This is a genomic window from Maricaulis virginensis, assembly GCF_027922185.1.
In the GTDB taxonomy this organism is placed as follows: domain Bacteria; phylum Pseudomonadota; class Alphaproteobacteria; order Caulobacterales; family Maricaulaceae; genus Maricaulis; species Maricaulis virginensis.
Genome location: NZ_BSFE01000014.1, coordinates 23,129 through 35,517, shown reverse-complemented (window position 1 = coordinate 35,517; position 12,389 = coordinate 23,129). Strand labels below are relative to the sequence as shown.

18 protein-coding genes and 1 pseudogene are annotated in these 12,389 nt (G+C 66.3%); 6 read left to right on the top strand and 13 right to left on the bottom strand.

The features are described 5' to 3' along the window. Window positions 1-246 precede the first annotated feature (246 nt). From PKE71_RS16700 to PKE71_RS16690, 3 genes are read right to left on the bottom strand one after another with little or no spacing between them, the layout of a single operon-like run. Window positions 247-762 carry a DinB family protein gene (locus PKE71_RS16700; RefSeq protein ID WP_271188149.1) on the bottom strand — a complete coding sequence of 172 codons (516 nt, stop codon included), beginning with the start codon at window positions 760-762 and terminating at the stop codon, window positions 247-249. A 60-nt stretch (window positions 763-822) separates the two neighbouring features. Further along, window positions 823-1,191: a DUF4112 domain-containing protein gene (locus PKE71_RS16695; RefSeq protein WP_271188148.1), complete on the bottom strand. Its 369-nt coding sequence runs from the start codon at window positions 1,189-1,191 to the stop codon at window positions 823-825. A gap of 10 nt (window positions 1,192-1,201) precedes the next feature. Next, window positions 1,202-1,387 (bottom strand): YqaE/Pmp3 family membrane protein, encoded by a 186-nt coding sequence (locus tag PKE71_RS16690; protein WP_271188147.1) that lies wholly within the window; start codon window positions 1,385-1,387, stop codon window positions 1,202-1,204. A 250-nt stretch (window positions 1,388-1,637) separates the two neighbouring features. On the opposite strand from PKE71_RS16690, the pseudogene PKE71_RS17675 reads away from it, so the two are divergent. The 4 genes and pseudogenes from PKE71_RS17675 to PKE71_RS16670 form a co-directional block, all read left to right on the top strand. Beyond that, window positions 1,638-2,252, top strand: a pseudogene (locus PKE71_RS17675) (AAA family ATPase); the annotation flags it as partial. A 351-nt stretch (window positions 2,253-2,603) separates the two neighbouring features. Further along, the gene (locus tag PKE71_RS16680; RefSeq protein ID WP_271188145.1) at window positions 2,604-3,068 is read left to right on the top strand and encodes a hypothetical protein; all 465 of its coding nucleotides are present in this window, start codon (window positions 2,604-2,606) and stop codon (window positions 3,066-3,068) included. Window positions 3,069-3,328: 260 nt separating this feature from the next. Further along, on the top strand, window positions 3,329-3,748 hold the full coding sequence (locus PKE71_RS16675; protein ID WP_271188144.1) for a hypothetical protein: 420 nt from the start codon (window positions 3,329-3,331) through the stop codon (window positions 3,746-3,748). A gap of 53 nt (window positions 3,749-3,801) precedes the next feature. After that, complete coding sequence (locus PKE71_RS16670) at window positions 3,802-4,032, top strand: hypothetical protein (RefSeq protein ID WP_271188143.1); 231 nt, start codon at window positions 3,802-3,804, stop codon at window positions 4,030-4,032. Between the two features lie 6 nt (window positions 4,033-4,038). Here the strand turns inward: PKE71_RS16670 and PKE71_RS16665 are convergent, their stop codons facing one another. The 9 genes from PKE71_RS16665 to PKE71_RS16625 form a co-directional block, all read right to left on the bottom strand. Then, window positions 4,039-4,674 (bottom strand): LON peptidase substrate-binding domain-containing protein, encoded by a 636-nt coding sequence (locus PKE71_RS16665; protein WP_271188142.1) that lies wholly within the window; start codon window positions 4,672-4,674, stop codon window positions 4,039-4,041. Between the two features lie 42 nt (window positions 4,675-4,716). After that, window positions 4,717-5,277, bottom strand: a complete 561-nt coding sequence (locus PKE71_RS16660) for an SRPBCC family protein (RefSeq protein ID WP_271188141.1) — start codon at window positions 5,275-5,277, stop codon at window positions 4,717-4,719. Window positions 5,278-5,474: 197 nt separating this feature from the next. After that, window positions 5,475-6,083 carry a helix-turn-helix domain-containing protein gene (locus tag PKE71_RS16655; protein WP_271188140.1) on the bottom strand — a complete coding sequence of 203 codons (609 nt, stop codon included), beginning with the start codon at window positions 6,081-6,083 and terminating at the stop codon, window positions 5,475-5,477. Window positions 6,084-6,166: 83 nt separating this feature from the next. After that, window positions 6,167-6,613, bottom strand: coding sequence for a BLUF domain-containing protein (locus tag PKE71_RS16650; RefSeq protein WP_271188139.1), 447 nt, complete (start codon window positions 6,611-6,613; stop codon window positions 6,167-6,169). A 180-nt stretch (window positions 6,614-6,793) separates the two neighbouring features. Next, the gene (locus PKE71_RS16645; RefSeq protein WP_271188138.1) at window positions 6,794-7,318 is read right to left on the bottom strand and encodes a DUF1993 domain-containing protein; all 525 of its coding nucleotides are present in this window, start codon (window positions 7,316-7,318) and stop codon (window positions 6,794-6,796) included. A gap of 143 nt (window positions 7,319-7,461) precedes the next feature. Continuing rightward, window positions 7,462-7,848 (bottom strand): curli-like amyloid fiber formation chaperone CsgH, encoded by a 387-nt coding sequence (csgH, locus tag PKE71_RS16640; RefSeq protein ID WP_271188137.1) that lies wholly within the window; start codon window positions 7,846-7,848, stop codon window positions 7,462-7,464. A gap of 83 nt (window positions 7,849-7,931) precedes the next feature. Beyond that, window positions 7,932-8,444: a curlin-associated protein gene (locus tag PKE71_RS16635; RefSeq protein WP_271188136.1), complete on the bottom strand. Its 513-nt coding sequence runs from the start codon at window positions 8,442-8,444 to the stop codon at window positions 7,932-7,934. Window positions 8,445-8,652: 208 nt separating this feature from the next. Then, window positions 8,653-9,204: a hypothetical protein gene (locus PKE71_RS16630; RefSeq protein WP_271188135.1), complete on the bottom strand. Its 552-nt coding sequence runs from the start codon at window positions 9,202-9,204 to the stop codon at window positions 8,653-8,655. Window positions 9,205-9,312: 108 nt separating this feature from the next. Further along, complete coding sequence (locus tag PKE71_RS16625; protein ID WP_271188134.1) at window positions 9,313-10,209, bottom strand: hypothetical protein; 897 nt, start codon at window positions 10,207-10,209, stop codon at window positions 9,313-9,315. 203 nt (window positions 10,210-10,412) lie between these two features. Between PKE71_RS16625 and PKE71_RS16620 the strand changes: the two genes are divergently transcribed. Beyond that, window positions 10,413-11,036, top strand: coding sequence for a glutathione S-transferase family protein (locus PKE71_RS16620; RefSeq protein WP_271188133.1), 624 nt, complete (start codon window positions 10,413-10,415; stop codon window positions 11,034-11,036). Between the two features lie 4 nt (window positions 11,037-11,040). Continuing rightward, window positions 11,041-11,277, top strand: a complete 237-nt coding sequence (locus tag PKE71_RS16615) for a hypothetical protein (protein WP_271188132.1) — start codon at window positions 11,041-11,043, stop codon at window positions 11,275-11,277. Here PKE71_RS16615 and PKE71_RS16610 read toward each other — a convergent pair. Then, the gene (locus tag PKE71_RS16610; protein WP_271188131.1) at window positions 11,274-12,287 is read right to left on the bottom strand and encodes a polyprenyl synthetase family protein; all 1,014 of its coding nucleotides are present in this window, start codon (window positions 12,285-12,287) and stop codon (window positions 11,274-11,276) included. The two genes, PKE71_RS16615 and PKE71_RS16610, sit on opposite strands and share 4 nt — an antisense overlap. Between the last annotated feature and the right edge of the window lie 102 nt (window positions 12,288-12,389).

Genomic DNA, 12,389 nt, shown 5'->3' with positions numbered 1-12,389 from the left:
GGGAGCTGTCCGCGTCAGCGGACTGAGGGGGCGGTGCGAAGCGCCGCGGAGCGCGGCAGCGCGCATGGACTTGCCCCCTTCGACCTCACCCGGCCGAAGGCCGGGCTCGGCCACTTCCCCCGCTCACGCAGGGGAAGCCTTGTCCCGTGCGTGTCGCTATCTTCGTGAATGCCTCACATACCATTCCGCTTTCCCCGGATTTATTCCGGGGGAAGTGGAGCGTTGGAGGAAGAGCGCCCCCTCACCTCATTTCCACGGCGCGTCCGGCATGAAGGGGATATCCGTGTCCTCCGGCTTTGCGCCGGCCGCCGTCAGCATGGCGTGGACCTGGCCGCGGTGGTGGGTCTGGTGGTTGAAGAGGTGGGTGAGGCAGACCCAGCGCGGGGTGACGAAGCGGCCCTTGCCGGTCGAGGAGGTCCAGTGCAGGTCGGGCTCGATATCAGCCGTTGTGAGGCCGGCCGCCCAGTCGATCAGCCAGGCGTCGAACGCCGCGCGGTCGCGGTTCAGCGTCTCCCAGTCGCGGGTTTCCAGATAGTCGGCCTCGAGGCCTTTTCCGTCCGGGAAGGGCCGGCCGGCCAGGCGGGACATCCAGGCCTCGTCGCCCCAGAGAATATGCGCCAGCGTGGTGTGGATGGATTTGAAGAAGGCGCCGCGATCGGCCCGCCGCGCCGCCTCGTCCAGCGTGTTGGCGGCGCCGTAGAGCGAGCGGTTCTGCCAGCGATTGTATTGCGCCATCAGGCGCACATGGTCCGGCGATATCATGGCTGTCTCCCCGTTGGCCGTGACGGGGATGTAGGCAGCCGGAGGCCGCCTGGCCAGTCGCTATGTCTGGCCGTCCCCGGTGCGATCCAGCCAGCGCGACAGCAGGCGGGCATTTCTCAGATTGGCCTTGAAGCCGAGGTCGAACAGGTCGCCGAGCACGGGGATGGCGCCGATCACCAGGTCGAGCCCGGTATTGATCGCCATGCGGACAATGAGATGCGCCGGTGCGCCCAGCGCCACGGCGCGGGCGATGATCCAGACCGCCGGGGCGAACATGGCGAGATCGCCCACGCCCGGCACGAGGCCGATCAGGCTGTCCAGTCCGAAACGGATGCCGGTGCCCGGAATGACAAAGCGCGCATCGAGCCAGCGCGCCAGCCGCTCGATCCGCGCCTTCTCATCCGCCCGCGAGACGGGGAGTTTCGCCATGGGTCGATCTCTAACGGCGGGCAATAATCCACACAGCATGCACGATACCCGGAATATAGCCCAGAATGGTCAGGATGATGTTGATCCAGAACTGGGCGCCGATACCGACCTGCAGGAAGACGCCCAGGGGCGGCAGGAGGATGGCGGCGATGATGCGGAGAATATCGCCGCCGGTGACGGTCTGTTCCCGAGCCATGACATATGTCCCTTTCGTTGATCCTGCGTCTGCAACGTGCGGACGCAGAGAAGCGTTCCCGCGCGGCCTGCAGGACGTGTATCGCAGCAAACCGCGACAATACGGCGAAAATTCGCCTCAAATCCGGGTGCTGCGCTGAACCGGGCCGCAAGACATCGCTGCTTTCATCGATGGCGGATGCACCAGAGGGACCGTCCAGGACGGACGGGTTGAGAGGTGAGCGATGTCCGAAGAGAAACCGCGCCGGCGCATGGCCCAGGTCGTCGTGTTTGCCTCGCAGAAGGGCGGATCCGGCAAGACCACCGTGTCGGCCCACATGGCCGTGGAGGCCGAGCGCTGCGGCGCCGGTCCGGTCGCGCTGATCGACACCGACCCGCAGGGCTCGATGGCGAAATGGTGGAATGCGCGCGCCAGCGAGACGCCGGCCTTCGCCCAGGTCTCGGTGCCCGATCTGGGCCGCGACATCGATTTTCTCGAGCGCGCCGGCTACCGGCTGATCGTGATCGACACGCCGCCGGCGGTCACCTCGACGATTGCCGAAGTGATCACCCATGCCGATCTCGTCGTGATCCCGACACGCCCCAGCCCGCACGATCTGCGCGCCGTCGGTCCCACGGTGGACATCGTCCAGATGCAGGGCAAGCCGCTGGTCTTCGTGGTCAATTCCGCCACGGCGCGGGCGCGGATCACCGGCGAGACCGCCGTCGCCCTCTCCCAGCACGGCACCGTCGCCCCGGTGACGCTGCACCATCGGGTCGATTTCGCTGCCTCGATGATTGACGGGCGCACGGTGGGCGAGGTCAACGAGACCGGCCGCTCGGCCCAGGAAGTCGCCAATCTGTGGGCCTATTTCGAGGACCGCCTGTTCCGCCTGCGCGGCAACGCGAGGGCGATGCTCGACCGGGCACCGCGCCAGACCTTCGAGCAGGACATCCTCACCCCCGCCCGCGCCGGCATGGCCGGTCTGGACGATGGCGAGGAGGAGGAGGTCGCGCTGGAGGACCGGCCCGGCTATGCCCTGCCGCCGCGCTTCGGGACCGGCAGCCAGCCGCCACCGCGCCCCGCGGCACCCGCCGCGCCGGAAGCCTCGAACTCGAACTGGGACGGGGTGGAGCGGCGCAAGAGCGATCAGGGGCCGCCGAAGGGCCAGGCCGATCGCCGCCGCCCGCACATGCCCTTCGGACGCCGCCACCTGGCCTGAGGACGGAGACGGTCGATGAGAAAATATGCCAGCCTTCACGCCGGACTGCTTGCCCGCAAGGGTGAGGCCGCGCCCGCCATCCCCTCCGGCTTCGCCGGCGCCAGCTATGTCGACCGGCCGGCCCAGCCCGTCCCGGTGCCCGACGAGCGGCGCGATGTCGAACAGCGCAGCGACCGGCCACTCATCGCCCGCAAGCCTGCCGGCGCAGCGGAGGATCTGCCGCCGGCCTGCTGCGGCGGGGGCGATCTGCCGGACCTTGCGGAAGATCCCCATGCCGGCATCGCCCGCTCCGGCCGCGCCGAAGTGCGGTTGACGGCGGAGCAGAAGCGGCGGCTGCGGACCGTTTCGGTGCAGACAGGCCAGTCCCAGCAACGTATCCTCTCGGCTGCGCTGGATGCCTGGCTCGACCAGCTGTGCGAAACGCAGATGCGCCATTGTGCGTGCCTGAAGGCCCGTCCGGAGGCGCCGGACCTGCTTTGACGCATGGCGGCCATGCCCGCGCGACGCGAGAGCATTTCGATTTTGCCTCATTCTTGGCAAGATTGTCGTTAAAAAGCCCCGCTCTCGTAACAATAAAGCGCGAACGAGGGGGAAATGCCGCAAGCTTGTTTCACCAAACCCTTCTTGTCTCTCCCGATTTCGCTCCGCTGCGGCTTCATGAGTGGCCGTATTCTCGAACCGCAAAACCGGTGCCCGCTTTTGCTGAAAATGCTTTGGCCTGGCATCGCCGAGGCCGGATCATGCGGCACCACACCTGCGCCAGCGCAGCAGACGAAGAGGGTATCGTGACGGCCAGCTACTCCATGGAAGGGTTCTCGCTGACGCTGAATGACGGCGTCATCGAACTCTATACCGACGGCGATCTGGGCCAGGGGTCCGAACAAGCCCATGCACGCGCATTCGCAACCCTTGCGAGCCGTCTTGACTCGCGCCTGATCCTCAATGATGTGCGCAGCGCTGTTTTCAGCCTGTCACCCTTCGAGTGGGAGGAACGCATGCGCTTCATCGCGCGGGAGCTCAAGAGCTACCAGACCGCCTATGTCGTCCGGCCGGACCAGGTGAAAGGCGTCGAGAAGTTCGTCGAGGCGCATGAACGCCTGGGCGACACGGCCGCCTGGTTCACGTCCAAGGCCGCTGCCCGCGCCTGGCTGAAAGGCTAGAGCAGGAGGGCTTCCTGCGGAACCGACCCTGCTCCGGAATCCTGTGCTGTCGCGTGATCGAACCGGTCAACCGGTACCCACTTCACCTGATCACGCTCGACTTGAGCGGTCGCGTGATCGAACCGGTCAACCGGTACCCACTTCACCTGATCACGCTCGACTTGAGCGGTCGCGTGATCGAACCGGTGAACCGGTACCCACTTCACCTGATCACGCTCGACTTGAGCGGTCGCGTGATCGAACCGGTGAACCGGTACCCACTTCACCTGATCACGCTCCAGTAACCTAGCCTATTGCACCGGCCCGCCGGCCCCGCCGGCCAGCCGCTCCGCCAGGATCGCCTCCATCTCGCCCAGCCGCGCCGTACTGTCGGCGGCCTCGAGCAGGCGCTGCCGGTCGAGCGCGCCGAAGGGCGCCGACATCGACAACTGATCGACCACGGTGACCAACGGCGCCTCGGCAACGCTTTCCCAGTCCGCCGCCACATGCTCGCTCTGGAACCAGGCCTGCAGCATGCGGATCAGGCGGCTGCGATCCGCCTCCACCTCGCGCCGCGGCTCGATATCCATGAAGAAGGGACCGTAGTCGGCCCGCGCCACGCGATAGGGCGTCCGCGCCTTCACCTCGCCGGTCAGGACGAAGCGGCACACACCGGTCAACGCAATCAGATAGCGCCCGTCATCGGTTTCCTCGAAATGGTCGAGACGGCCTGCCGTCCCCACGCCGGCCAGGGCCGGACGATCCGGCGTCCCGCCGGGCCGCACCTGGATGATACCGATGAACCCGTCGCCGGAACGCACATCGTCCAGCATGTTGAGATAACGCGGCTCGAACACGTTGAGCGGCAGCCGTTCGCCGGGCAGCAGGATCGTACCGCCCAGGGGAAAGAGCGGCAGTTCGTCCGGGAGTGTCCGTGTCTTGCCCATGCCGGAGGAAATAGGTCCCGGGTCCGGCCGCGCCAACCCCGGCTAGCCGGCAAAGGCGCTGCAGGGCGCCTCGGGGGCCAGATGGCAGCCAGCCTCGACATAGGGTTTCAGCCGCGCGCCGATGAAGTGCTGCCACACATTGCGGACAATGCCCGCAAGCTCTGCATCGATCTCGCCCGCCATGTGCAGCTCGACCGTGAAGCGTGTCGCCTCACCCTCTGCGGTCTCTTCCAGCTGCCAGGACGAGACGAGATCGACCGCCCGGCCGGACAGGCCCAGCGGGCCGTGCAGGCGCAGCTGGTTCGGCGCATTCACGAAGATCACCCGCGCATGCAGGCTGCCATTGTCGCTGCCGGGCTCGAAGCGCTCGTAGAACCGGCCGCCGAAGCGCGGCTCGATGACCATTTCGGCCGGATTCTCCGAGAAACTGTGATCCCACCAGCCGGTCACATCGCCCGTGGCCGCATCGAACACTTCGGCGACAGGCGCCGCGATCTCGACGGTGACCGACGTCACGAAACCCTGCGGCTCGAAGGCCCGCACCTCGGCCGGCTCCTGCACGGCCGCCAGGCCGACGGCAAGCACTGCAAGCAAAGACGTCATTCTGTCCTCCCCGTTTTACCGGGCAGATTAGAGCATTTTCAGCAAAAGTGGGGACCGGTTTTGCGGTTCGAAAATGCGGCCACTCAGGACCCGGCATTTTCAGCAAAAGTGGGTACCGGTTTTGCGGTTCGAAAATGCGGTCGCCAAGGACCGGCATTTTCAGCAAAAGTGGGGACCGGTTTTGCGCTGAAAACGCTTCAGGCGTCCGCGTCGGCCTCGTCCCAGGAAAAATGCGTGATCTGCTCCAGCTTCGGAACAGGCTCGCCGGGCGCCAGAAGCCGGACCTCGCATCGCAGCACACAGGCCTCGGCCTGACTGCATACGGGCGTCACGGTCGCGATGCCGGCCGCAGACAGCCCGTTTCGGTGGGCGGTCAGGGCCAGCTTTGCGTACTGCACGCGGCCGTTGAACGCGCCCTCGCCGACCAGCCGGTCGAGCAGGCGGTCGATATCCCGGCCCAGCTTGCCGCGCAGGGGCTTGCCCAGATCGGCCGGCGTCAGAAGGGGAAACAGGCGGTAACTGTCATGGCTGAGCAGTTCAACAACCACCTCGCCATCGCGCATGGTGAGCAGGCCGCACAGATTGGGACTCTCGACAACACTGGTGCGCACGGCCGCATTCAGCCGCTCGCCGGGCGAGACCAGAAGACGGCGTCTCAGCTTGGCCTTGATGTGGGCCGGGGGCTGGGCAACGCTTCGCTCCCATTGCGACACGCTGGCCTGGCTGACCCCAAGCTGCTGCGCCAACGCATCCTGTTTTAGATTCTCGAGAAAACGCAACTCTCTGATTTTACGCGACCAATCCATTACCCAGTAACCGCAGTTTTTGTATGTCTTTATACGAAGCTACCAAGCGCATCCAGCCTCACCAAGCCAGAAGTATTTTACTATCACGGCACTTCGCGCTCTACGGTTATACGTCTGAATTCGGAACCGGATTTCAGGAGCCGGTGGGCGTTGTGCACAAGCGTCTCGAAAGTCGCCGACTCCGGCTCCGGGATCCAGGGCAGGCGGCGCTGGATCTTCGGTGCGTCGCGGACCACCACGCTCCAGTCGGGAAACAGCCGCTCGGGAACCTCTTCGAAACCGGCCAGAACCAGACCGCCATGGCGGCTGTCATTCTGGATCCGGCAGAAGGTGTCCGACAGCATGCCGCGCGGTCCTTCGAGGATCTGGACGAAGAGATTGCCGTCGACCACGAGCACACCGCTCAGGCCGCGCTTTGGATTATTGCGCAAGCCGGCCGTCAGGATCGAGCGGAGCACGCCGTTATTCTCGTCCGGCGTGTCGAAATACCAGTTGCGGCGGCTGAAGAAGGCAAGACGGCACAAAAACATCGCCGCCCCCCTAGCCCGTGCGTATGGACATGCGGAAAGCGGGGCGAACCGAGCGATCAGTTGCGGGCATCTGTCCCTCCCGTGACAAGATGTCCCGGACGTTCGGCCCGCCCTGTTAACATCCAATTAATTTGGACGATTATTGCCTTTTATTTTCAACGATTTAAACGTAGTATAATATTATTCTGCCACAAGTTGTGTCGCCCCCATCATGTCCGCCTTGCCCAGCGGCACGCCGATATTGCGCAGGATGTTGTAGGCCGTTGCGGCATGAAACTGCGTGTTGGCGAGCACGAAGTTCTGCAGATAGCGCCCGCGCGGCAGGGTGAGATCGCCGATCGCGCCGGCGGGGAAGGTGATGGTGCCTTCGGGATCGGCATCAAGGGCCGCCGGATCGAGCGCCCAGATCGCTTCACGCGCCTTTGCGAGCCGGAGACGAAGCGCTTCGAAGGACGTCTCGTCATCGGCCATCGAAACCGGGTCGCGCCCGGCCATCCGCGACAGGCCGCGCACGGAAAAGTCGCTGACGAGCTGGATCTGTTTTGTCAGGGGGTACATGTCGGCCGCCAGACGCCAGTCCAGATAGACCGCCTCGTCGACACCGCGCTCCCTTGCGTGCGCGGCCCCCTTGGCGAGGATTGTATCGAGGGCCCGGAAGGTCTGATCGAGCTGGATCCGGGCAATGTCGGACAGGGTTGTGGTCATGGTTTCCTCCCGCAAGACCAGTTGACCGGCAGGAGATGGGACGCCGGTCCGGCGTTGCAAGAGAATAAAGGGCATGCGCCGATGTCGCTGGACACGCCTGCCCCCGGCCGGGCAGCCGGGGACATGAGCGTCGTCGAGGCCGGCTAGACCCGGTCGCCGAAGCGGCAGACCGGATCGCCATTGGCGTCCCAGGCCGTCAGCCGGGCAGAGAAGTCCGCGCCTGTATCGATCAGGAGATCGGAGACCGCGACCGCGCCGTCGCCGGGCGGCACATCGCCTTCCTGGACGATATCGAATCCGCCACCGCCGGTGCGCTGGGTGACGACCATCCGCCAGGTCCGGGTCCGGGACGGGGCACTCCACGCCGTCAGCAGGAGACCGTCCGAGGTCTGCGAGACGTCGATGCCACAGGCCGCCTCGCCGCCGCGGATGTGATCCGAGACGAGATCGGGAAGCGGATCGGCCTGGGCGACGAACCAGAGGCCGGCGGCCGAAACGGCCGATGCGAGAATTGCCAGTTTACCTGTCATGACAGCCTCCTTTGCTTGCTGTCTTCCTGTCCCGGACGGGTCCCGGGAAGCCTGGTGGCCAGGCCCCCGGGACGGTCACCGGGCTAGTGGTCCCCCTGGATAACCAGGGTCACATTGCCGCTGCCCGTCTGTGTGACGCGGGCGTCCTGGCCATTGCCGACCTGGATCACGCCGGCGGCGTTGTTCGAGCCATACTGGTCGGTGACGGCCGTGTTGTTCGCACCCATCTGCGAGATGCCGGAGATGTTGCGGCGGCCGGTCTGGACACTGGTCGCGTAATTGTTGCGGCCCAGCTGGCCGACCACGGCGTCATTGTCGCGGCCGTACTGGTCGACATGGGCCTCGTTGTAGCGGCCCTGCTGGCCAACCGTGGTGCCGTTGCGCGCGCCATCCTGGATGACGGTGACATACTGGCGCTCGCCGCGCTGGTTGATGACCATGCGCTGGCGATAGCCGGTCTGACGGCCGGCGACATCATTGCGATAGCCTTCCTGGGCGATGCTCACGCGGTTGCGCGACTGCGCCTCGGCGACGCCCACCGTTCCAAGAACCGAAACCGCCGCGAGGGCGCTGGCGATGAGAAGACGTGCTTTCATGATCTGTACTCCTTCCAACTGGCCGACGCCCAATGCATCGAAGCCTGATCCCTGTTTAGCGAAGGCCCGATGAGCGGATGCTGAGAGCCGCGTTCAGACTTCGATCAGGTGGATGAACGCCAGCTGACCGGACGTGTCCGGACAAAAAAGCGGCCCGGAACAGGATGTTCCGGGCCTTCAGTCGGGGCCGGATGGAGAGCGGCTGAAACTAGTAGCGGCGGGCGGCGGGCTGCCGGACGGGCGCCGGTGCGCTCAGGCCCGGGCGGGCAGACGGAGCCGGGCGCAGGGCGCCGATACCGATCGCGTCGACACGGCGGCTGGAGCAGATCCGGCGCCCGCGCGCGTCATAGACGTCCAGCTGGGCAGCGATGCGCGACGGGTCCACCTGGCTGCTGCCCATTTGCGGTCCCGGCGCCCGCATCTGGATGAAGTGACGTTCGAGCTGCGACTCGGCCAGCACCGCTTCAGGGCGGCCGCGGCTGTCATAATCGCCGGCCAGCTCGGCCAGCACGGCATTGCCCGGCCCGCGGCGCCAGAGCGTCAGCGTGTAATGGCCCTGGCGGCCGCCCTCGACTTTCGCCAGCAGCGGTCCCGAGCGATAGGCACGATAGAATTGCAGGCCGCAGACATCGCCCGAGGCCAGGGGCACACCGCGAACCCCGTCGACCGCGGGCACGGTCTGGGCCGATACCAGGCCGGGCAGGCTCAGCAGGGCGGCCAGGGCGGCGGCGGCGATGGATCGGGATGATGTGCGCGGCATGTCGGTCGTCCTCGTGAATGATACGAGGACACTATCCCGCAGCGGCGCTGAGCCTGCGATGACCCGTCCGGTCAGCTGGCGTTCATCTTTGCCGCCGGGAGGCGGAAATCAGGACGCGGCGGCCGTGCGGCGCGGCGCTTCCGTGGCACCGTTATCGGTATCGGGCAGGACGATCGAGGCCTCCACCGTATTGCCGGTGCCCAGCCAGTTCACCTGCGAGAAGCCCATCGAGCGGGCCAGACGGGCCGTCTTGCCGCGATAGCCGGCGCGGGCGGGATTGGCCATTTCCGCGGTCTCCGCATCGATGCCCTGCCCGTCATCCTGTACCAGCACGCTGATCGTGCGCATGCCGCGATGGAAGCCGACCCGGACGCGCCGGCCGGCAAAGGCGGGCTCCGCCATGCGGGCATTCAGCTTGCGCGCCCAGCTGCCGTCGGCGAGGCCCTTGGCCTTCTCGGTCGCGTCGAATTCCAGATTGCCGTGCTCGATCCCGTTCGCGATCAGCACATAGAGCCCGACGGCGGCCCGGCGCGGGTCCGGACAGGCATGGCCGATGAAGATCGCGACATCGCGCGCCTGCTCCAGCGTCTGCACGGAAAACTCGCCGCCCGCAAAGGCCGCCATCGCCCCATGGCCGATATCGCGCGCGTGCGGCACGGCGAGCGAATAGGCCCGCCAGGCCCGCAGGCCCTCGATGGCATTGGTCAGCGTGCCGGCATCGGTGTCGTGATCGAGAAAGACGTCGGCGCCGGACCGGCGGGCGGCCGCCGTCACCAGCAGCGAGACCTGGCCGGGGGCGGCATTGCCCTTTGCCTCGGCGATGCGCGCGGCATGGGCGTCGTCGGCAACGACCAGCGCGACGGGGCCTTCCTCGTCCATGGTCGGGCCCATATAGACCGTCATGCCCAGCCCCTTGGCCAGGGCCCGCGACACGACGCGGGTGCGGTTGCTGTCGGCCATGCACAGCCAGATACGGTCGGGAGTGCCGGTGTCGGCGGTCGCCATGTCGTCTCCGCTTCGGGTTTCGCGCAATTCGCGTTTGGCCGGATCATGCCGCGATATGATTAACAATGACTGTCCCGCGATGTTCGCGCAAATGCACGCTGACGACGAGACTGCTGACGCCATGCTGTCAGGGCGCACGGCGTAAGAACATTGGGCGAACGGCGCTGCGCGGGGCAGTGCCGGACTATCGGGATCCGCCCACCATGTACGTCCTCTACACCTTCCCCTTCTCCCAGCACGCCCGGCGCGTCATCACGCTGCTGGAGGCCGAGGGCCTGCCCTGGACCGCCCGCCATGTCGCGATGGACAAGGGCGAGCACCTGTCCGACGCCTATCTGGCCATCAACCCCAACCACCAGGTTCCGACCCTCGTCGAGGGCGATCTGAAAATCCACGAATCCACCGCCATCCTGCGCTTCCTGTGCAATCGTCATGCGCTGGAAAACTGGTATCCGTCGGCGCCGACCGTGCGCGCGGAAGTCGACCAGTGGACCGACTGGTGCCAGAGCCGCATGGCGCAGGCCGTGATCGATATCGTGTTCAACTCGGTCTTCGCACCGCCGGACCTGCGCGACGAGGATGCGATCGCGCGCGGCAAGTCGCGGATGGCGGAGCTGGCACCGATGATCGAGAAACGCCTGGCCGACCGGGCGTGGATCGCGGGCACGGCCACGCCGACCATCGCCGACCTGGCCATTGCCAGCAATATCGCCCAGCTGGGCCTGGCCGGCTGGCGGCCGGCGACGGGTCGGCTGAAGGACTGGTATGCGCGCATGTGCGCCATCGAGGCCTTCACCAATGCGCTGCCGGAGATGGAAGGAGCGTGATCAGGTGAAGTGGAACCCGGTTCGCCGGTTCGAGCACGCGACCGCTCAAGTCGAGCGTGATCAGGTGAAGTGGAACCCGGTTCGCCGGTTCGAGCACGCGACCGCTCAAGTCGAGCGTGATCAGGTGAAGTGGGTACCGGTTGACCGGTTCGATCACGCGACCGCTCAAGTCGAGCGTGATCAGGTGAAGTGGAACCCGGTTCGCCGGTTCGATCACGCGACCGTCAAAAACCCGGCCTAGTAAGCGCGTTCGACCACGAAGTCGGCGAGATCGCCCAGCGCCCGGCGCCAGGCATTGTCCGGGAAACCGGACAGGGCCGCCCGGGCGCGGGCGGCGTGATCGCGGGCCTGCTCGACGGTGGCATTCAGCGCGCCGTGCTCGTGCATATAGTCCAGCGCCCGTTCGAAATCGCCGTCTTTCTGGTCGGTCTCGGCAATCACGCGGCGCCAGAAGGCGGCCTCGTCCGGACCGGCCTGTTTCAGGCTCAGCGCGACCGGCAGGGTGACCTTGCCCTCGCGGAAATCATCCCCGGTCGACTTGCCCAGCTGGGCGGCAGCCCCGCCATAATCCAGCGCATCGTCGACCAGCTGGAAGGCCAGACCCAGCTCGCGGCCATAGGTTTCCAGCGCGGCTTCCTCGTCGGACGGGCGGCCAGCGACAATGCCCGAGACCTGTGCCGCAGCAGCAAAGAGCGCGGCGGTCTTGGCGTCGATGATCTGCATATAGGTGTCGACGGAGACGCCGATATCCTTGACCGCGGAGAGCTGGCGCACCTCGCCCTCGGCAATCGTGGACGCCGCCGCCGACAGCACGCCCAGCGCCTTCATCGAGCCGGCCTCGACCATCAGCGAGAAGGAGCGCGCGAACAGGAAGTCGCCGACCAGAACGCTGGACGCATTGCCCCAGACCAGATTGGCCGCGACCTTGCCGCGGCGCATGCCGCTCTCGTCGACGACATCGTCATGCAGCAGGGTGGCGGTGTGGATGAATTCCACGGCCGCGGCGAGCCGGATCGGCGCCATGTCGGTATGGCCGAGCATGTTGGCCGCGGCGACCGTGATCATCGGGCGCACGCGCTTGCCGCCGGCCTCGATCAGGTAGCGGGCCAGTTCCGGGATCAGCGCGACATGGCTGTCCAGGCGCTCGAGAATGAGCGCGTCGACACGGCGCATGTCGTCATAGGCCAGGGCGGCCAGGCGTTCGGCGGCGTTCTCCCGCGCCGGAACGTCTGCCGTGTCGGCTTTCAGCATGCTGTCCAAGCCAGCTTCCTCTTGCACCCGGTGAAACGGATCGAGACAATAGAAATCCGATCCCCGCGCGGCAAGCCGCGGAGGCGGTGACGAAACAGCACA

What these genes read in the sequence shown, in the direction of transcription:
- PKE71_RS16690 (WP_271188147.1), bottom strand. Translation starts at nt 1,387, where the DNA reads ATGGCTCGGGAACAGACCGTCACCGGCGGCGATATTCTCCGCATCATC.
- PKE71_RS16610 (WP_271188131.1), bottom strand. Translation starts at nt 12,287, where the DNA reads ATGCTGAAAGCCGACACGGCAGACGTTCCGGCGCGGGAGAACGCCGCC.
- PKE71_RS16655 (WP_271188140.1), bottom strand. Translation starts at nt 6,083, where the DNA reads ATGGATTGGTCGCGTAAAATCAGAGAGTTGCGTTTTCTCGAGAATCTA.
- PKE71_RS16630 (WP_271188135.1), bottom strand. Translation starts at nt 9,204, where the DNA reads ATGCCGCGCACATCATCCCGATCCATCGCCGCCGCCGCCCTGGCCGCC.
- PKE71_RS16660 (WP_271188141.1), bottom strand. Translation starts at nt 5,277, where the DNA reads ATGACGTCTTTGCTTGCAGTGCTTGCCGTCGGCCTGGCGGCCGTGCAG.
- PKE71_RS16650 (WP_271188139.1), bottom strand. Translation starts at nt 6,613, where the DNA reads ATGTTTTTGTGCCGTCTTGCCTTCTTCAGCCGCCGCAACTGGTATTTC.
- PKE71_RS16695 (WP_271188148.1), bottom strand. Translation starts at nt 1,191, where the DNA reads ATGGCGAAACTCCCCGTCTCGCGGGCGGATGAGAAGGCGCGGATCGAG.
- PKE71_RS16700 (WP_271188149.1), bottom strand. Translation starts at nt 762, where the DNA reads ATGATATCGCCGGACCATGTGCGCCTGATGGCGCAATACAATCGCTGG.
- PKE71_RS16645 (WP_271188138.1), bottom strand. Translation starts at nt 7,318, where the DNA reads ATGACCACAACCCTGTCCGACATTGCCCGGATCCAGCTCGATCAGACC.
- PKE71_RS16635 (WP_271188136.1), bottom strand. Translation starts at nt 8,444, where the DNA reads ATGAAAGCACGTCTTCTCATCGCCAGCGCCCTCGCGGCGGTTTCGGTT.
- PKE71_RS16680 (WP_271188145.1), top strand. Translation starts at nt 2,604, where the DNA reads ATGAGAAAATATGCCAGCCTTCACGCCGGACTGCTTGCCCGCAAGGGT.
- csgH (WP_271188137.1), bottom strand. Translation starts at nt 7,848, where the DNA reads ATGACAGGTAAACTGGCAATTCTCGCATCGGCCGTTTCGGCCGCCGGC.
- PKE71_RS16665 (WP_271188142.1), bottom strand. Translation starts at nt 4,674, where the DNA reads ATGGGCAAGACACGGACACTCCCGGACGAACTGCCGCTCTTTCCCCTG.
- PKE71_RS16620 (WP_271188133.1), top strand. Translation starts at nt 10,413, where the DNA reads ATGTACGTCCTCTACACCTTCCCCTTCTCCCAGCACGCCCGGCGCGTC.
- PKE71_RS16675 (WP_271188144.1), top strand. Translation starts at nt 3,329, where the DNA reads ATGCGGCACCACACCTGCGCCAGCGCAGCAGACGAAGAGGGTATCGTG.
- PKE71_RS16625 (WP_271188134.1), bottom strand. Translation starts at nt 10,209, where the DNA reads ATGGCGACCGCCGACACCGGCACTCCCGACCGTATCTGGCTGTGCATG.